Source organism: Colwellia maritima (assembly GCF_022669015.1).
Lineage (GTDB): Bacteria > Pseudomonadota > Gammaproteobacteria > Enterobacterales > Alteromonadaceae > Colwellia > Colwellia maritima.
In genome coordinates, this window is sequence record NZ_JAKKSL010000007.1 from 163,478 (window position 1) to 182,058 (window position 18,581).

Below are 18,581 nucleotides of genomic sequence, written 5' to 3' on the forward strand. Positions count from 1 at the left end.
ACACAGAGTAAATAGCCTTGAATTGAATAGTATGGAAAACGATTAATTGGAAGAGCATAAGATATTTACAAAAATGAATATACGTTATCAAAAATGGTGTAGTAACAATACATGGCGGATTATCAGAGCATATCTATATCTTATTGTCTCTGTATTAAGTTTAATCGCAGCTTACCAAGGGTGGTTTTATTACGGCGATGATCACGCCTCATGGTTCGGAAGAAGCGGTGCTCTTGTAGCAATTTGGGCGACTATGAGCGAATCATTACTACTTGCCTACGGATTTGGCAGTATATTTCAGGGGATAGGAGAAACTAATACCATTAAGTTTCGCCAGGATAACAAATGGTTAATTATGGCTTGTCAGAGTGTTCTTGGTTTCATGATTGTTCTAGGGACAATGACTTGGGCGTATGGTGATATATTTTACAATCTTTATTTAGCGTAAAAAAGATCTCATTTAATTAAGACAAACACTAAAGGTACACAAGGGAATTTAAAGCTACCCTAGATTGATAAGTCTGGAAATGTGTGATGGTTAAAGTTTTCTCATTTTCTTTACGTCAATAAGTCTGGTTGTTATTGCACTCTTAAATGAAGCACCGCGACTGATAGCAAGTGCCGCATATAGAGCACACCTAGCGTCGATATGAGGCAAGTCGTATTCGACCATACATTTTTCAGCTACCAACTCTACGTCAATGAGGCTGTTTAAATCTTTCACCAACGAAGCTATTTTTTTAAAATCAGAGCGCTTCAAATCTTCATATCTGTTTTTGTTGTTCGCACCCGTTTTTCTTAACTTACAAAATAATGAAGACAACATTTTTTCAGCTTCAATCCCTTTTTTTTGAGTTGCTGTCACAATATTCATCATGTTTTTTTCCTTTGTGTTAATTTGATACGCTGTTAGTTGTTTAATAGGATTGAGGATGACGGCCTAGCACCATGATCTTCTATATGCTTTTTGATAAAACTTTTTAAATCATTCGCCAAGTTAAAAGTTCGCGTTTCATTACCGCTAACTACTTCAAATAAAACACCCTCGATAGGGTAATCAACATCATAATCAGGTGAGCTTGCATCATTACCAACACAAGTAACAAGAAGCACTTCCAAGTGCGCTATTTGGTCAATGTGAGACTTGAATACGCCTGACGTTTGTAGTCTATCTGTTGCGCCTAATAAACGATTAAGTTTAAAACGTGGCATATCGGAATTGTTGCTGTTGGTCATGTTAAAATCTCTCTCTTGTTAAGTTGTAACCATAATAAGATGAAAGACAAATGCCGCCACAAACCTGACATAAGAGGGGAGATAAATTGATGGACGCACAATATCAATCACTGACATTGTGCGTAAGTATTATAGCGCCAAGGAAAATTGGTTGGTGGTGGGTTCGATTGACATTGTAATAGGCTCAATCGCATCTTGTGTGCGAGATTCAATAATCGCCATCATTGCTTTTTTATCTACGCTATTATCACGTATAGCGTCAGGGGTTGGTTTCTTATTACTCCATTGCAGAATATTTAATGCTTGGCATCTTTTAGTATCCTCGTGAAGCTTTGCGATACTTCCTTTTGTGATCTGAACCACGCCAGATTCAATCAAGTGCTTTAACATTACCGATGAACATTTATTTAAAAGGTGTCCTTCCTCGACAAGCATAGGATAATAATCTTCAACGAAGTCCATCGCCAAACCATCTTTAGTCACAACCGAGAAAAGCCGGCTCTCATTATAGCGGATCACTTGTTGGTCTTTTCCATTACGGCTGTAATGTGCTTTAGCATCTTTAAACTGATCATTTAACCCCTCGTCATCTAGGCCGATAGGGTTTTCATCGTCAAGTAGTGACTGTAAATCAAAATAGCGATCCGTTGGCGTTTTGCCTTTTTCAATTTTTTTAATAGTCGGTATTGGATAATATTGTTCACCGGTTGTGACTATCTCATGCCAGATTTTTAATGCCGTGCCGGGTTCAGGCTCCCCTTCCCGTGACCAGTAATATTGGATAGCCAACAACTGCTCATAGTCAATTAAGTCAATCGCGTGGTACCCATATTTATCAAGTGCATCTACTTGCATACTAAGGACGTATCGTAAGAGATCCATTCTGTACTCAATACTGTAGTGATTAATCGCAACTTTTATGAACCCATCTTTCATCGTGCGCCCTTCGATGGATCTATTTCCATAGTCATAGAGGCCATTTAGCATAAACTCGCGCAATTCATTTAATGGCTTCATAAATCCATACGTTTTTGGGTCTGTTTCTATCTGTGCTTCTAGGCCGGAATCACTATCTCCATTCACGCAGCAGAGGGTACAGCCAAAACGGGAGCCGCATGATTTTGATTTTGAAGCGTTTTTTGTGTCTCCGGCGAACAAATCGCAGACCCCATTATTCGCTGAAGAATAATGTTTTTTCATACGGTCAAACCTGTCGCTGTAGCTTTCAATGTCACCATCATCAATTAACTTAAATAATTGCCATACGTCATTTAGCGTCCAATCTTTTATAATAGGTTGGCTCCAACCAAGATCAGTTGATACCATCTCAGTTGCACTTTCTGAGCGTTTAGCTAGGCTTTTTGAGCGTGCTAACGACTCACTTTCTCTTGAGCCTGATATTGAAACAATCTTAGTGGTTTTATATTGCTTTTGAAGTGATTTTAAAAAGCGCTTCATTGGAATTATTTTCCAATCGATAGCACAATCTCTACCATTATTGGACGTAGCTGCGGTTCTCAGTAACTTACCTTTTCCAATATACTCGACCATTGGGGACTTGCTTAAAGAAGGTTTAAGCTCATGCGTAAAGATAGGAAGATTGTTTTCTTGCCCGTAATGTCGCATATCTTCATGCAGTTGCATCATGTAATCATGAAGCACCATGTTGTCTAGCGTGGTGTTTGTAGTAACAACATGAAGTGCACCACCATGCTCAGGATTAACCGCTGTAGCTCGAAGTAACCCCTCTACAATACAAACGCCGGCAGCACCGCTGTCTTTACCTGAGAGGCCTAAAGAAACTTTCCATCCATCTAAAAACAACGCCTTTGCTCGCTCTACCGTTTCTTCAAATTTTGGGTGTTGGTGACTGATATTTTGGATAGGTGTTTCAATTTGTACGCCGTATGCTGACATGATGGCTCTCCACTTGGTTAATGGAGTTATCTTAATAGAGAAGGGTGATGGCGCAACAAAGTGGTTCAGCTATTTTGCAATGTTTGGCAAACACGTCTACCGAACCCACTTTTTTAGCAATTATTGTTGAGCTAAAGAGCCTAATCTTTGGGTTAACGACATGATATTCACCATCATTAAGGTAAATTAGATCTTTGTCTACTAATTGATTGATTGTTTTTTTTGCTGACCCCGTTGGGATACCTGAAAGTTTAATAAATTCATTAGAAGTAATTTGTTTCGTTGGATGTATAGCTATCGCTTTGAGCGCTTTTTTTTCATTTGATTTTAAGTTTAGGATCATGCTTTTATTTTCATTTAATTCTTCATCAACAATTTTTTTCCACGCGTCATTGGCATTATCTATCGTTGGAGGATTATCACTTAACCAAAGCTCTGAGAATATATAATTTACATAATAAGGGTGTCTCTGTGTTACTTGCATAGCGTATTCAAAAACAGACATATCAAATGTTTTATTGTATTGTTTTTCCCAAATCGGTTTAATGTGTTTGAGATAACATTTTTGACTAATTCTTTCAATTTCAAATCTATAAGTATGCTTGTATAAAGGTCTTTTCTGATCAGCCATTGCTTGTTGCATTAGATTTCTTTCTGAACCACAAAACACATAAGTAACATTGGTTGACAATTCAAGGTGGTGCCGAATTTCACCTTCAATATCAAATGATTTATTATCGACTTTGGAAAGTTGTTGAAATTCATCGATCATAAATACAATACGAATATTGTGCTCTTTACCAAGTTCATTTAATTTCTTTAAAGTTTCCCCCATCATTTCCAATGATGCTTCTTTTCCGAAAGCCATTGAAGGTTGCCCACGATCAAGAGAAAAACTAGGAGCATATCGAGTAAATAAGTTTTGCAGTCTTTGACCGATAATTGAGAGCTTATTGCTTTCATTGATCTCTTTTGCAGTAGACATAGTTTCAATGATTAATTTACTGGCTGTTTGACAAAGCTTTTTCAGGGCAGAGGGACGGTCGGTGGTAAAAGCTAAATCGACACGCTGAAATAGAACATGTTGATCTTCAGTTTTCAGATCGTTTAGCGCTTGCAATATTAAGGACGTTTTACCGTGTCGTCTGTGTGCTTGTAACCATAAATGTTGGCCTGTTAAAATCAGTTTTTTAAGTTTATCTCTTTCTGTAGTTCGGTTGCAAAATGCTTTACCTGATGCAATTCTGAGAGGGAATGAGTTGGTGTTCATTACTATTTATCCTAAAAAGTATGATGCGAAAAGTATAATACAAAAAGGTATAATACAAAAGGTATAATACAAAAGGTATAATACAAAGGGTATAATGACCTCTTTGCTAATTCAATACCCTCTATATGTTTTGAAAAGAAGACGTTTATCTACAATTAGCACATCAGGCATCCCTGATAAGTGCTTATTTCCAGACCTAACTATCTGGGGTATCATGAATTTCCTATATTAATTTATGATCGTTTAACAGACAAATTAGCCATAGTTCCTTGCCTAGTCATTGCATCATCAGCAAGCTTTTTAAAATGAGCGTGAGGAGCTTTAATATCTTCTCTGTGTACAGCCCAATCACATTCCGAACATTCGACACCACAGCGACCGTCACTTTGGTAATTATTAGTAATTGTTTGCTTAATTAATTTACCTGACTTGCTGATTACAAAATTTACTGTCGCATCTAAATCAGCCCACGCATTTACTGGTGAACCGCATTGAGGGCATCCATACTTCATATTTTTTACCTTTGTTAAAGCCATGTAGGTCGATTAAAGCGTCAATAGTACTAAAGTTTCTTAATATCCATATATGACCACAAGAACATTGCGCTTCAACTTTGCCACTGCGCTCTGGTTGTTCTAATTCCGATTCAATTTCAATTGCTTTTTCTTCGAAATGATAATTAAATCCTGTGTGCTGTACCCCTGTTTTATTAGGGTGCATGTATTGGCCTGCTTCATCAAATTTATTGTTAGTTAAATCAAAACGAATGGCAGTTGTCGCAAGCTCCCTATAAGAGCAAGGAGAACAGCCACACTCGGAACATTTTGGTAACGCTTTGCTCATGGTGCAAATTTCCTATATAGGTTAATTTATTAATTTAAAAGCAGGAAATTCAAAACTTCTATCATTAGGCCAAACACCATAACGAACAATAGAGCGTTTATCTGTTGAAACGAAGCTAGCAAATTGTTCCTCACTTGATTTAAACATCATTAAAAACATGCACTGTTTAGATTCATGCGTATCTTCGATAACACAACCATACTGTTCACCTAAGTCAAATTCCTTTATTAATGTTTCATACCCTAAAGAGCCAGATAAAGTTAAGTTTTCACCTTTTAGGCTAGATTCAAGCTGATGTTTATTAAGCGAGTCCATGCTAAATTGAAAACCTACTGCACAGAAAAACATGACGAATAAAAAGCTTATACCCGACCAAAACTGTCTATCTTGCTTCTTTACACAAACCCTGTGCAACTCAACACCAACTGAAAGGAGTATGATTACTCCAAAGATTCCGACCAAGATGTAACTAAAAAAGCCTATGTTTTGCATAATTCCGAATGTCATATTTGTGTACCTATTCTTTAATTAAACTTATTTTTATAGTTATGAGTTATGACTCGCAACGGCCATAAAACAAAGAAAAGCTGCCATAAGCAACCAGAGTGGAGCAAAAGTAAATGTATGTAAAATATCTTGGATTTGAGTAAACAGTTCTAAGGTTTCAAATGAGTGAAACATAATAAGCATTAACCCTATATACAAAATAGCAAGGCAACCGTACATGGTCGTTAAAGCCGTTTCTGTAAATGCATTATTGTATTTTATATTACAACAAGTCACGTAAATCGCAGTCATCATTGGTAAATATATTGCTGAAAAGAGATAGTTTAGATTAATGTATTCCACTCGAAGAAATTCACCAATTATAGCTTGGTTTAAATCAATCAAAATATATAATTGCACTAAAAAAAATAGACATGTAGTAACAATTAGCGTTGGTAGCAAGCATGTTTTAATCGATGTATTAAATGAAAACTCTGGTTTAACCTCTGAAATATCATTATTATCTTGCGTAGTCATTTCAACTCCTTAATAGTTATTTTGATTAGCGAGTTAAGTGAGTTACAGCTCATTTAGCTCGCGTTAATTTATATTCTCAATTTCCCATAAGGCTAAAAGCCTACTTTTAAAGTAAGCGATCAATTTAGGCCGTATTCCATCTCTAGCTAAATCATCTAAAGTAATGCCATTATTTACTAACCGAGAAAAACAATGGCAAATATTCGACGGACTCACGAGCAATGGCAACAAATCTTCAAGCAGCATGCATCAAGCGGTTTGCAAATAGCAGCCTTTTGTAAGCAACAAAAACTAAACCCTTCCGGCTTTTTATGCTTGGCGTAAACGCTTAGCGAGTCAATTACCACTTTCTGTTGTCGAAAATACACCTGTATTAGCCGAAACTCAACAGGACGATTGGGTCGGTATCACCCAAGAGCCAATTGCCACGCCCTCATCTTGGGATATCGAATTGGCACTACCTAACGGCGTAGTACTGCGCATGATGAATCACTAATGTTACTGCAAGATCCCAACTTATCGGTATGGCTTTACGCACATCCGGTTGATATGCGTAATTATGTAGAGTGTTCAGTTGAACTGAACCGCTTCGCGGAGAGTTACAGCTCCCTGACATTTCACTGTATTCCAACCACACTTAACTTGAACTTGCTACTCAACCCTTTTTGGAGGCAAGTTATGACACCACTCAGACAACAGTTACTTGACTGTATGCAAGTACGACACTTTTCAATTAGAACACAGCAAACCTATGTTCGTTGGGTTTACGACTTGGCGAAGCATACCCATCGCTCCCCTGACACATTGCAAGACAGTGAGTTAAAAAAGTACCTTTGGTCGTTGACCCTAGAGCGCCATTTATCGTCAAGCACATGTGCACAGGCTTTTCATGCGCTGAACTTTTTTTATGGTCAGGTGCTTGGCCGTACGTTCAGTGAGCAGTTGTTACCACCGATGAAGCGGCAACAGAAGATCCCTGAGCTATTAAGTATCTCTGAAGTGAAACGGATCATTGATATCTGCCGCAATCCTAAATATAAGATGATGATCATGTTGTGCTATGGCTGCGGTTTACGTCTTAGTGAAGTATGCACGCTCAAAGTGAAAAATATAGCGGGTGAACAAAAGGTTATACATCTTCAACAAGGCAAAGGTGCTAAGGATAGGTGTATCCCCGTATCCGACACCTTACTGCACGAGTTACGACTTTATTGGCAGCGTTTTCACCCCATCGTTTACCTGTTTTTTAAAAGGGTAGAAGATAAACCGTTACATCAATCGTCATTACAAAAAGCGTATTACAAAGCTAAAAATGATGCAGGTATATTGAAGCAAGGTGGCATACATGCCTTACGTCATGCTTTTGCCACACATCAATTAATGGCGGGAATGCCACTCCCCGAGTTACAGCACATTCTAGGGCATAAAGACATTCGAACCACAGTGCGTTATACCCATTGGCTACCCCATTATCAAGCGGTGGATGGTGCACAATTTGATTTACTAAAACAACTGGAGCAACACCCATGAACGGCTCATTGTTTCAGCAAATTATCGCACAAGGACTGCCATACCTTGAGAAGAAAGCCATCACGCCAAGACAATGGCAAGTGCTGCATCACCTTCAAGATTGTCGAACGCAAGCGATGGGCAGTTATCAATGGCATTGCAATCACTGCGAGCAAAATACTCTGTGGTATTGCTCTTGTCGTGACCGACATTGTCCGGTGTGCCAAGGTCAATCACGAGAGCAATGGTTACGTAAACGACAAGCGGATGTACTCCCTGTTGCCTATCATCATGTGGTATTCACTTTACCGCATCAATTTAATGGTTGGGCAACATTACATCCTAATGTGCTGTATAAAGCGTTATTCAAGGCGGTTTGGCAAACCTTAAGTGAATTTGCAACCCCAAGACACCACATGGATGGACAGTTGGGTATGTTGGCAGTGTTGCACACTTGGGGTCAAAGCTTATGTCGGCATATTCATTTACACTGCCTTATACCCAGTGGTGTGCTAACCAAGGATAATCAATGGTGTGGCAGCCGTAAAGCGGGTTACTTATTTCCGGTGAAAGCATTGTCGGTGAAGTTTAGAGGCAAGATGCTTCATTATTTAGAGGAGCAAGCTAACTCAGGTGAGCTTCATCAAGTCGAGCAATCAATGGTTTCACAGACCTTGAATGAAGCCGCGAAGTTGAAATGGAATGTGTATAGCAAACCAACCATTGGTCATACCGATGCAGTTGTTAACTATTTAGCGCGTTACTGCAACCGCGTAGGCATTAGCGAAAGTCGTTTATCCTTAAAAGGTGATAATAATGTATTAATGCGCTACAAGGACTACCGTACCAATGAGACAACGCATATGGAATTATCTGCGGGAGAGTTGATAAGGCGATTTTTATTACATGTTCTCCCCAAAGGCTTTATGCGGCTGCGTTATTACGGATTCATGGCTAATTCAATAAGGCGTAAATCGTTAACCCTCATTAGGAAAAGCTTAGATACAGAATTTGAGAAGGTTAAAAAAGTTATCACAGAGAAGGTAAAGGATAAAATAGGGCCTGAATGTCCGAGTTGTCATCATGTCGGGATGGTGTTGATAGGAATTATGTTGCCCAACAAACAGTTAGTTCGGTTTCGAACGATCTAGTTGAGTGATGTAAACGGTTAATAATGCGTTGAAAAAAACGATAGTAGAGGCTTCGTTTGTCTTGAAAAAAGTCCCTGATAAGGTAAACTGGCTTGATAAAGTTGAGCAAAATAGCGTAAGGAAACGATTGAAAATTCAATTTATGGATAATCACCTTCCTACTACTGAAATAACTCAATAAACAAAAACCATATAGACTGTGCCTAGCGGCTCAGTCCAACAGGGCATTTATCTCTCATGCTTCGACAAGAGATAAATGCTTAATTGTTATGTGCAGTTATTGTGCTAAATGGCAATACCTATTCCATTTTTTCTCAGATCACAGCACATAATATCTGGTCATTATTTCTTTGTTTGTAACATTGCCATTAGCTTATCAGGTGCCTTGAATTTCCCTTTTTTGATGTTTGGTGGTATCACCGCCAATAGCGACTCTAGTTTTTCTTCAGGATCGGCTCTTAGATAAATACCTGTACTTCGTAAGTCGGCATGACCTAGCCACAATGAAACTTTTCGGATGTCGTGCGTTGCTTTTAGTGTCTGCATTGCACAACTGTGCCGCAACACATGGGGAGATATTCGCTTTTTTTCCAATGATGGTAGCTTCTGCACAGCACTGTTTGCATGCTTTGACAAGATATACCTAAACCCTGAGCGTGTCATAGCTCTTCCTTGGCTATTTAGAAATAACTCGGGTGTTGTTGAATTATTTGGCCTGATAGCAATCCATGCCTTTAGCGTTTCGACTGTTTCTGTTCATTGTGGCAAGATCCGTTCTTTACGTCCCTTTCCAATAACATGAATGGTGGTTTGAGAGCCCAATTCAAGTTGATTTAGGCGAAGTCCAATAAGCTCTGATACTCGTTATCCTGCAGCAAAACAAAGATAGATCATTGCTCTATCGCGTATACCTGTTGAAGTATGGATGTCTGGCATATCCAGTAAAACCTGCATTTCTCCTGTTGTTAGAAAATTAACCAACCTATCATCAGTTTTTTTGACTGGTATTGCACTTATTTGGCGGCACTGCTCTAAAGCGGCTACGTTGCGATATTCAAGGTATTTGAAGAATGCCTTAATCGCAGCACATCGCGCATTGCGTGTACGAGCAGTATTTCCTCGTTCAGTTTCCAGAAAGTTCAAGAAATCTACAATGGGGTCTACATTCAATTGATCCAGTGTGAGCTGTGACGGCGAAATACTAAACTGTTTGGCAGCATAATTCACAAGAAGTTGGAATGTATAAGCATAGGTTTCACTGGTATGTAAACTCGCTCGTCGCTCCAGTGGCAAATATTCTCGCAAAAATGCACTAAGAAATTGGGCTAGATTTGTCATTTTACCTCCCTCAGAAAACAGTTTTCCTGCGCAGCTGATATTTGAGCCATCAGTAAAGGGGTGGCCTGCAAGTACCAATATGTATCTGATACATGTGCATGTCCCATGTAAGTACTTAATGCCGTAATTTTCCGAGAGATCTCAATCCGTGTTCCACAACATTGCTCTAATGATCTTACTGCAAAACTATGACGTAAATCATGTAGACATGGCCCAGGGATACCGGCTTTAGCACGCAAACCAATGCTTCTCATTAACTGTAGGTAAATGCTTATAATCGTTGAGTAGGTCAACCTAGAGCCATTATTTGAAACGAAAAATGCGGACTCTAGCGCACTAAACTGTTTTCGTTTGTTCAAATATTCCTTAAGCGCTTGACGAGTAGAAGAATGTATCGGCACTAAACGGTCTTTTCTAAATTTAGTGGCTCTGATCATTAACCCATCGATAGTTAGATCATCAATATTTAACCTGATTGCTTCACAACTTCGTAATCCCGTCGATGAAAGCAATGCAAATAAAGTCGTGTATGTTATAGGCCTTATCGTCTCTTTTGGCTTTAGTTGTGACGCAGCAACGAGCAATCGACTAATATCTTCAGAAGAAAATAGATGTCTAATTTTACGCTTCGCACATTCATGTCCAAAAACATCTGCTAGAGGGATCTCGTATTGAGCATTTTCAGATTGCACAGCAAGAGCAAATCGACGTACCGTGAGCAATCGGTTTCTTTTTTGAGCGACTGAAGGCGCCATTCCGCCCATTCAATAACGGATTTTGTACAAACCATGGTTTCTCCGTTTTGCTCTGCAAATCGTGCAAAGTGCTGTAACAAGGTGTTCTGCACCCTAAATTTAAACCCCATTGCCTGTTGTATTTCCACAAATGAATTAACTTCATCTTTTAACATGACGTTACCCTCGCAGGCCAAGGTTGCATAATAGTTTCCAACATGGGGATATCAACTTTTGCATAATATGCCGTCATATCGAGGGAGCGGTGACGAAGAATTGATGATACCGTTTCTAAAGTAGCACCTGTTCGTAACATCTGGGTGGCTGCAGAGTGGCGTAACAAATGAGCACCACATGAAGCCGGAGTAGCAATTCCAGAACGTTTTATGGCACTGGCAACAAGTGATGAAACAGCAGCCGAGGAACTAAAAGGCCTATGTGGGGCATTGATGCAGAGAAATATTTCAGCTATTTTTACGGGTGGTCGTGCATTTTCGATATAATCTAGGATGGCATCACCTGCATCCTGTGGTAAAGGAAGACAATCTTCTCTATTCATCTTACCCAAAAGACGTACAGAGCCGTTATGCCAATCGATATGATCTAGCTTCATATCAACAATATCTCCTGCTCGCAATCCGATGCGCGACAACAACAGAATAATTGCACGGTCACGCAATCCTTTTGGAGTCTTTATATCACAAGAGTTTATAACCTGTTCAATTTCTTCTGCAACAATATATTTAGGTATTGAAGAAAGTGACCAATTAGCCACAGCAGGCACCGCTCTGTCTAAATCTGGCGCGCATAGCCCTTTCACCGCTAAGAATCGCAAATAACTTCGCAATGCTGTTGTTAAACTTTTGAGTCTTGCCAGAGAATACTGTTTGGAAAGTTGTAACACGGTTCGTTTAATGTTTTTTGCATCATAATCTTGGGACTCTTGTCCCAGTAAGGGTAAAATAACATTAATAGAGTCAGAGTAATGTTTTACCGTTATTGACAATAATCCACGATATTTCAAAAACTCACAAAAATGAGCGTTTGGTATCGGTAAAGAATGTTCTAGAGGCGTGTAGCTAGGTATCCCCCCGTGTTTACAAACAAAAACAATGAATTTTCGAACGCGATTAGCATATTTTATAGAGACAAACGTTTTTTTTCGACTTCCTGGACAATGACAACGATGTTTAGCAAATCGTTCCACAACTTCTACATCAATATCCTTTATTGAAACTTCATTAATAGTTAGCCATGTACCAAAATGCGAGACGGAATCGATGTAACCTCTAACAGATAAGTTCGTATAACCTTGCTCTGATAGGTGTTGAGCGTAGATTAAAAGATAAGGTTCTAATTCACCCGGCAAGAGAAAATCATTAAATTTATTGACATATTGCGTGATTTGATTCATTAGTGCTAGCTCCCAAAGTGATTCGGGGTGTTAGACAATTGAGGTGTAATTATGTGCTCTTTTTATTCAACTGAAGTCCTATATACTGCAGCTTTTTGATGGTTGCGGCACATAACTGAACACTCTACATAATTGCGCTTATGTGCTGCAGCACATAAGCGTAAGCAATTTGATGGTTTAGCGGCACTAGCACAATCAAAACTCAAGCGACCGGCAAGCAGTGGTGAGTTATTTGTTTTTATTAATAAGCGCCGTACTTACATCAAAATCCTTTACTACAGTCGTGGCGGGTATTGTTTATGGAGCAAACGCCTTGAACAAGGGCAGTTTCATCGGGTGAATAGTGATGAGGATAAAATGTCACTCAATTGGGCGCAATTACAGTGTTTAATCGAAGGCATTAATTGGCAAAAAGCACCACAAAACAAGCGCTATACTAGGTAGGTTTTGTTATAATTTTCGCATGAAAACGAGCGAAACAAACACATCTCAACAAGATAAAATTCAATCACTTGAAGAGCGTAATGCTGTGCTTGAACAGCAGCTAGATTGGTTCAAGCGTCAACTCTTTGGTCGTAAATCAGAAAAACAATTACTTGATGAAGCAAGTGCCCAAGGCTCGCTGTTTGCTACCAACAAAGGCGCTCCATCAATTGATACATCTACCGATATCAAAGCCCACAAACGTAAATCCAATAAACAACTCAATGGCGATGAAGTCAATGACACGGGCTTGCGTTTTGATGCGAGTGTTCCCACTAAAGTTATCGACATTCCAAGACCAGAGCTACAAGGTGAAGACGCAGATAACTATGAAATCATCGGTTACAAAGAAACTAACCGCTTAGCTCAACAGCCAGGCAGTTATACGATATTAATCTACCGTCGCCCTGTGGTTCGTCATAAAAGTAAACAAACAGTGAAAACCACATCGACGCCAAGCAATGTGCTTGAGGGTTGTTATGCAGATGTTTCTCTTATTGCAGGCTTAATGGTAGATAAAGGCGTGTATCACTTGCCACTTTATCGACAACATCAACGGATGATTGATTCTGGTGTTCATATCAGCCGAGCTACCTTGATTAACTGGATTCAAAAAGGTATCGAACTATTAAGACCTATCTACCAAGCACAGCTAAAATCAATCATCAACAGTAAAACCCTTGCGATGGATGAGGTGCCGATAAAAGCGGGTAGAAAAAGTAAAGGCAAGATGAAGCAAACCTACTTCTGGCCAATGTATGGTGACAACAATGAAATAGCGTTTACTTGGTCGAATAACCGAGGCTTTTTGCATGCCCAACATCAACTTGAAGGATTCACAGGCACATTGCTGACCGATGGTTATGCGGCTTACAGCAAAACCGTAGCAAAACTGAATGAAAAAGAAGATACCGTGACTCATGCGACTTTCGGGTACACGCGCGTCGTTACTTTGACAGAGCATTACAGATTGAGCCAATAGCGGCACAAACTGCCATTGACCAAATTGCCTTGCTTTATAAAAATGAAAAACACATCAAAAATAACATTATTGAGGCTAGCGAGGCATTAGCCTACCGACAAAAGCACAGTGAGCCACTGGTTACTGAATTTTTTAACTGGGTTTATGAGCAACGACAGCGAGTCGACTTAACCCCTAAAAACCAACTCACAAAAGCCTTAAATTACGTGAATGAGCGGCAAGTTGAATTAAAAGTGTTTCTGGCGAATCCTGATGTCGCCATGGATACCAATCATTTAGAACGGGCTTTGCGTGTTATCCCCAAGGGGCGAAAAAATTATCTATTTTGTTGGAGCGAACTCGGTGCAGAGCAGTTAGGTATTTTACAAAGTTTACTGGTTACCTGCCGCTTACAAGAAATCAATCCCTACCATTACCTTGTTGATGTATTGCAACGTGTCAGCATTCATCCTGCATCAAAAGTTGAAGAGCTTACGCCTAAAATGTGGAAAGAAAAGTTCGGGGATAATTTTTTAACGTCAGATCTGGCATGAATGGGGTGATCTAACCCCAGAATGATCGCTTACTTATCTAATATTAGCGCTAACAATAGCGTTATTAAACTAGCATACACAGGTAGTGCTGTTAGGATTTGCTGATAGATGTTTTCAAACAATGTCGGCATTACGTTCGTGCTCTTATTTCACTAATTAATGAATTAATTGAAAGCGGTTGTTATGTGCATAAGTTAATTGTAATAAACACCCATTGTCGAATAATTGATAAGCATTACCCGTTGAGATATTGCCTAACTTGGCTAATGAACAACGCAATGCTTCACCATGAAAAATAACGAGTAAGTTTTTATTTTGATAGCGTTGCGCTAATGACTTAAGTGCTTGATAAATACGCTCTCCACAAGTTAAAGCACTTTCACCACCAACAGGAGCTAGTTGCGTAAATTGATGCAATATTTCATGATAGTTTTTATCCTTTTTAATATCCGCCATATGCTGACCTTGCCACTCTCCCAAATCTCGTTCAAGTAAACCATCATCATAAATAATAGGAGCAGTTAATTGTTCCGGCATATTTGCGCACCCGCTGCCGCCCTTCCCAATGGAGATGAAACAATTAAATCAATATTTTTATGGGTTAGCTGTAACGCAATTTTTTCTGATTGTTGCTTACCTAATGACGTCAAGTCACTGTCAAGTCGGCCTTGATAACGTTGAATTTTATTCCATTGGGTTTGTCCATGGCGAGCTAAATATAGATTTACTGTCATAGAGTGATTTTATGCTTTCGTATTTGTGATGACACGTTTAATGAGGGGAGGAGAATAACGAAATCATTAACTTGGTTCAATGCAAATATGAGAAGAGTACAAAATTTCTAATTGAATGAAAGGTTTTAGCTATAAGTCATGTTAATTCTTGAATAACTGCTATGCATGTCGTAATATCTGCGCTGATTTAGGTGTCTTGTGTTATTCCTTACCAGATAAAAACTATCTGACAGGTTAACTTATGAAGATGAAACGTGAAACTGGTGAGATACCAGTACTGCCCCCGCAACGGTAACTGTGAGCAGCAACAAAACCACTGTATTGAATCACATTGTCGGTAACGACATCAGTGAAAGTATGGGAAGGTGTTGCAAATGCGATGATCAGAAGTCCGGAGACCGGCCTGATCATATTTATTAATAGTCACTTTATTAATATATATGTTAATCCCATATATATTAATAACGATATCTTCTATTGATGAATATTACTCGACAACTGCGGTGGGCGGTAATTCAGAGAAAAGTACACGGTCTGTCTTATTGCTCCATAAATTAATGATGTTTTATTGTAATAACTAAAACACTTTACTTATTAGCTGCATACCCTACACCGTTTACCTACTTTGATTCCCTACGCCGTTAATATTATTAATATTTTAGACAGCGGGATCGTTATGAAATCAATCAATCAAAAATCACCTATTAGTTTGCTTCTTGTTGTATTTGCAGTGTTAACTTTGCTTATGCTTGCTACGCGAACACATCACTTTGCCACTTTCAATAGTTTACCAAGCGCATCAATCGCTATATTTTTCCTCGCGGGAATGTACTTACGTAATATGAAAGCCTTTTGGTTTTTTTATGTGTTAAGCGTAACGATAGATCTGGGTTCATCCTATTATCGCGGTCAGTTTGGAAGTTGCATCACGACCTCATACCCGGCATTAGTATTGAGTTATGGTGTTATGTTTGCCGCAGGCTTTTATGCTCGACCTAACTGGCAGAAAAAAGGTTGGCAGTTAAACATTATTAAAGTGGCACTAGGTCTGTTTGTTGCGAGTTCAATCGCTTTCTTTATTTCAAATGGTAGCTATTACACTTTATCGGGTAAGTTTCCTGATTTATCTTGGGCTGAATACGCTACCCGTGTAGACAAGTACTTCTTCAGATCTATTTCTAATCCTACGTTCTATGTTATTTCTGCAATCGTTATTGATTTCACTGTAAGTCACTTCTTTGCTGATAAAACCATCAACAGCAAAATTAATACTAATAATAAATTTTAGTATTGATTTGAGTTGCAAACAATAACTTGGCCTACATCGAAGGAATAGCCTAATGGCATCAGACAATAAGATATTTCAAAATAAACCCGATCATAAAATGGCTAGCGGGGTTATGTGTCCGGCATTGATTATTGCAGCTCCGCATTCTGGCTCAGGTAAAACAACGGTAACGGCTGCATTGGCGCGCTATCATCGCAATCAAGGTCGCAAGGTTACCGTGTTTAAAGTAGGTCCCGACTTTATTGACCCGATGATACTCAGACAAGCCAGTGGTGAATTGGTTTATCAATTAGATTTGTGGTTAGTTGGAGAGTCGGGCTGCCAAGAATTATTGTATCGTGCAGCGCTAGAGTCAGACCTTATATTAATTGAAGGAGTGATGGGGTTATTTGATGGCACACCGAGCAGTGCAGATTTAGCCCAATATTTTAATATTCCTGTTCTGGGTGTCATTGATGCAAAAGCAATGGCGCAAACTTTCGCTGCAGTTACTTTTGGTTTAGCCAAGTTTCGTGAAAATCTGCCCTTTTCTGGGGTTATCGCTAATAGAGTGAATAGCGAACGTCACGCCGACATACTCCGTAATAGTTTGCCAGAGGAGTTCTGTTTTTACGGACGTATGCCAAAAGATGAAAGCATTACGCTTCCAGAACGTCATTTAGGCTTGGTGCAAGCACAAGAATTAGCCGATATAGATACTCAGTTAGATCAGGCTGCAAGTCATATTGCCAATACAAAATTAACTGAATTACCGGCAAAAACTGAGTTTTATGACATCAACGACGAGAATAACCACAGTACCGAAGAACAAGCCTTGGTTGATACGCGTATCATCATTGTGCGTGACAATGCTTTTAGTTTTATTTATGCAGCTAACATTTCCTTTTTAGAGCAAGCAGGAGCCACTATTATTTATTGCTCGGCACTTAACGACGAGCACTTACCTGATGGCGATATATTATATATTCCGGGTGGTTACCCCGAATTGTATGCTCAACAATTAATGAATAATGTCAGTTTTTTAAATGATGTAAGAACTTTTTCTGATACCAATAAGCCGATAATTGCTGAATGTGGTGGGATGTTATATTTACTTGACCAACTTACTGATATGTCTGAAAAAAAGTTTTCGATGCTTGGATTAATGCCGGGTAAAGCGGTAATGCAGAAAAAGCTTGCTTCAATAGGATCTCAGCGGGTTGATTTGTCTCAGTTATATCAATCAGAAGCACCACAATCAGATGAAAATGCAACTGAGAACGTCACTGATAACGTAAGTGAAGATGACGCTGCCCATGTGATGCGCGGTCACAGTTTTCATTACTCTAGTGCTGAAGTCGATTTAGAACCCATTGCCCAGACTAAACATCACCCTAGTGAACGTATAGGCGAGTTTGTTTATCAGCATAACAATATTCTTGCCTCTTATATGCATTGGTATCTACCTAGTAACCCCTCTTTATCATTACGAATGTTTGATAAAACACGTTGTTTCAAGCATAACTAGCGCGTCATTACTTGAACCATTATTACTAAAATAATGACTAAAAGCATCACTAAAAAATAGCTAATACCTGTATTTATCATGTTTATTCATTATTGCCTTATTAACACTTTTATCAGAGAACTCATGTCACGCTTCATTCTGAGTAAAAAAAATATAAAGCCTTATAGCAAAGCTTTAACCATTAAAAATAACGTTACCACTTACTTTCAACGATTACTTTTTTCTGTTTTATTTGTCAGCTGTTTTGCAGTACATGCAGCCGATTTTAAAATGCTAGCATTGGTTTCAGATCGTTCTGCAGCGAGTATGGTTTCAGGTGCGCATCAATTTCTGTCTAAGCAAGTTACAGTGACACAAGATCTAACGAGCAACATTACTATTCGCAGCGTTAGTCAACTTAATCGACTCAGTAATAAGCAAATACAACAGCTGATAAATGAACATCAAGCTTTGGTGATTGCCGGTGTTTTTGGTGAATCCGTAGAGCGTTTATTGTCTTTGCAATATCAAACACAGCAAACCCGTTTAATACTCAATGCTGATCGGCGGTTAATGGTTTTACATCAAGATAGCCAACAGGGAAAAATCGCCAATTTACCTAAAGAGCAACTTCAAGTAT

The 18,581-nt window shown here is 39.0% G+C and carries 20 protein-coding genes, 2 pseudogenes and 1 riboswitch; of the genes and pseudogenes, 9 read left to right on the plus strand and 13 right to left on the minus strand.

The genetic code is table 11. The features are described 5' to 3' along the window. Positions 1–46: 46 nt before the first annotated feature. Positions 47–448, plus strand: coding sequence for a hypothetical protein (locus tag L3081_RS25050; RefSeq protein WP_242289289.1), 402 nt, complete (start codon positions 47–49; stop codon positions 446–448). 90 nt (positions 449–538) lie between these two features. Here L3081_RS25050 and L3081_RS25055 read toward each other — a convergent pair whose 3' ends face one another. The 8 genes from L3081_RS25055 to L3081_RS25090 all read right to left on the minus strand — a co-directional run bounded on the left by L3081_RS25055 (position 539) and on the right by L3081_RS25090 (position 6,289). Then, complete coding sequence (locus L3081_RS25055) at positions 539–877, minus strand: hypothetical protein (RefSeq protein ID WP_242289290.1); 339 nt, start codon at positions 875–877, stop codon at positions 539–541. A gap of 32 nt (positions 878–909) precedes the next feature. After that, the gene (locus L3081_RS25060; protein ID WP_242289292.1) at positions 910–1,236 is read right to left on the minus strand and encodes a hypothetical protein; all 327 of its coding nucleotides are present in this window, start codon (positions 1,234–1,236) and stop codon (positions 910–912) included. Between the two features lie 129 nt (positions 1,237–1,365). Next, positions 1,366–3,153, minus strand: a complete 1,788-nt coding sequence (locus L3081_RS25065; RefSeq protein WP_242289294.1) for an adenine nucleotide alpha hydrolase family protein — start codon at positions 3,151–3,153, stop codon at positions 1,366–1,368. 31 nt (positions 3,154–3,184) lie between these two features. After that, positions 3,185–4,423, minus strand: coding sequence for an AAA family ATPase (locus tag L3081_RS25070; RefSeq protein WP_242289296.1), 1,239 nt, complete (start codon positions 4,421–4,423; stop codon positions 3,185–3,187). Positions 4,424–4,656: 233 nt separating this feature from the next. Then, positions 4,657–4,935 carry a hypothetical protein gene (locus tag L3081_RS25075; protein ID WP_242289297.1) on the minus strand — a complete coding sequence of 93 codons (279 nt, stop codon included), beginning with the start codon at positions 4,933–4,935 and terminating at the stop codon, positions 4,657–4,659. After that, a complete protein-coding gene (locus L3081_RS25080; RefSeq protein ID WP_242289299.1) occupies positions 4,886–5,266 on the minus strand; it encodes a hypothetical protein in 381 nt (126 codons plus the stop codon). Before L3081_RS25080 ends, L3081_RS25075 begins: the two co-directional genes overlap by 50 nt. Before the next feature lie 21 nt (positions 5,267–5,287). Continuing rightward, positions 5,288–5,773: a hypothetical protein gene (locus L3081_RS25085; RefSeq protein ID WP_242289301.1), complete on the minus strand. Its 486-nt coding sequence runs from the start codon at positions 5,771–5,773 to the stop codon at positions 5,288–5,290. A gap of 39 nt (positions 5,774–5,812) precedes the next feature. Next, positions 5,813–6,289: a hypothetical protein gene (locus L3081_RS25090; protein WP_242289303.1), complete on the minus strand. Its 477-nt coding sequence runs from the start codon at positions 6,287–6,289 to the stop codon at positions 5,813–5,815. 192 nt (positions 6,290–6,481) lie between these two features. On the opposite strand from L3081_RS25090, the gene tnpA reads away from it, so the two are divergent. The 3 genes from tnpA (at position 6,482) to L3081_RS25100 (ending at position 8,949) form a co-directional block, all read left to right on the plus strand. Beyond that, complete coding sequence (gene tnpA / locus L3081_RS29295; protein WP_420839790.1) at positions 6,482–6,613, plus strand: IS66 family insertion sequence element accessory protein TnpA; 132 nt, start codon at positions 6,482–6,484, stop codon at positions 6,611–6,613. A gap of 354 nt (positions 6,614–6,967) precedes the next feature. Beyond that, the gene (locus L3081_RS25095) at positions 6,968–7,819 is read left to right on the plus strand and encodes a tyrosine-type recombinase/integrase (protein WP_242289305.1); all 852 of its coding nucleotides are present in this window, start codon (positions 6,968–6,970) and stop codon (positions 7,817–7,819) included. Further along, positions 7,816–8,949 carry an IS91 family transposase gene (locus L3081_RS25100; RefSeq protein WP_242289307.1) on the plus strand — a complete coding sequence of 378 codons (1,134 nt, stop codon included), beginning with the start codon at positions 7,816–7,818 and terminating at the stop codon, positions 8,947–8,949. The genes L3081_RS25095 and L3081_RS25100 overlap by 4 nt, the downstream gene beginning before the upstream one ends. Positions 8,950–9,291: 342 nt before the next feature. On the opposite strand, the pseudogene L3081_RS25105 reads toward L3081_RS25100, so the two are convergent. The 4 genes and pseudogenes from L3081_RS25105 to L3081_RS25120 form a co-directional block, all read right to left on the minus strand. Next, a pseudogene (locus L3081_RS25105) lies at positions 9,292–9,690 on the minus strand (tyrosine-type recombinase/integrase); the annotation flags it as partial. A gap of 123 nt (positions 9,691–9,813) precedes the next feature. Next, on the minus strand, positions 9,814–10,287 hold the full coding sequence (locus tag L3081_RS25110; RefSeq protein ID WP_242289309.1) for a tyrosine-type recombinase/integrase: 474 nt from the start codon (positions 10,285–10,287) through the stop codon (positions 9,814–9,816). Beyond that, positions 10,284–11,042, minus strand: coding sequence for a tyrosine-type recombinase/integrase (locus tag L3081_RS25115; protein WP_242289311.1), 759 nt, complete (start codon positions 11,040–11,042; stop codon positions 10,284–10,286). The genes L3081_RS25110 and L3081_RS25115 overlap by 4 nt, the downstream gene beginning before the upstream one ends. A 148-nt stretch (positions 11,043–11,190) precedes the next feature. Further along, entirely contained in the window at positions 11,191–12,435 is a 1,245-nt protein-coding gene (locus L3081_RS25120; RefSeq protein ID WP_242289313.1) for a tyrosine-type recombinase/integrase, read from the minus strand. 132 nt (positions 12,436–12,567) lie between these two features. Between L3081_RS25120 and tnpB the strand changes: the two genes are divergently transcribed. The 3 genes from tnpB to L3081_RS28790 are packed head-to-tail and all read left to right on the plus strand — an operon-like array spanning position 12,568 to position 14,433. Further along, a complete protein-coding gene (gene tnpB / locus L3081_RS25125) occupies positions 12,568–12,879 on the plus strand; it encodes an IS66 family insertion sequence element accessory protein TnpB (RefSeq protein ID WP_242289314.1) in 312 nt (103 codons plus the stop codon). 19 nt (positions 12,880–12,898) lie between these two features. Continuing rightward, a complete protein-coding gene (locus tag L3081_RS25130; protein ID WP_274620754.1) occupies positions 12,899–13,900 on the plus strand; it encodes an IS66 family transposase in 1,002 nt (333 codons plus the stop codon). After that, positions 13,897–14,433, plus strand: coding sequence for an IS66 family transposase (locus tag L3081_RS28790; RefSeq protein WP_338027502.1), 537 nt, complete (start codon positions 13,897–13,899; stop codon positions 14,431–14,433). Before L3081_RS25130 ends, L3081_RS28790 begins: the two co-directional genes overlap by 4 nt. A gap of 156 nt (positions 14,434–14,589) precedes the next feature. Here L3081_RS28790 and L3081_RS25140 read toward each other — a convergent pair. Then, a pseudogene (locus tag L3081_RS25140) lies at positions 14,590–15,167 on the minus strand (histidine phosphatase family protein). Positions 15,168–15,381: 214 nt separating this feature from the next. Continuing rightward, a riboswitch (cobalamin riboswitch) is annotated at positions 15,382–15,589 on the plus strand. A gap of 254 nt (positions 15,590–15,843) precedes the next feature. Between L3081_RS25140 and L3081_RS25150 the strand changes: the two are divergent. Both L3081_RS25150 and L3081_RS25155 read left to right on the plus strand, forming a co-directional pair. Continuing rightward, on the plus strand, positions 15,844–16,455 hold the full coding sequence (locus tag L3081_RS25150; RefSeq protein WP_242289320.1) for a hypothetical protein: 612 nt from the start codon (positions 15,844–15,846) through the stop codon (positions 16,453–16,455). A gap of 52 nt (positions 16,456–16,507) precedes the next feature. Beyond that, positions 16,508–17,962, plus strand: a complete 1,455-nt coding sequence (locus L3081_RS25155) for a cobyrinic acid a,c-diamide synthase CobB (RefSeq protein ID WP_242289322.1) — start codon at positions 16,508–16,510, stop codon at positions 17,960–17,962. Positions 17,963–18,581: the final 619 nt, after the last annotated feature.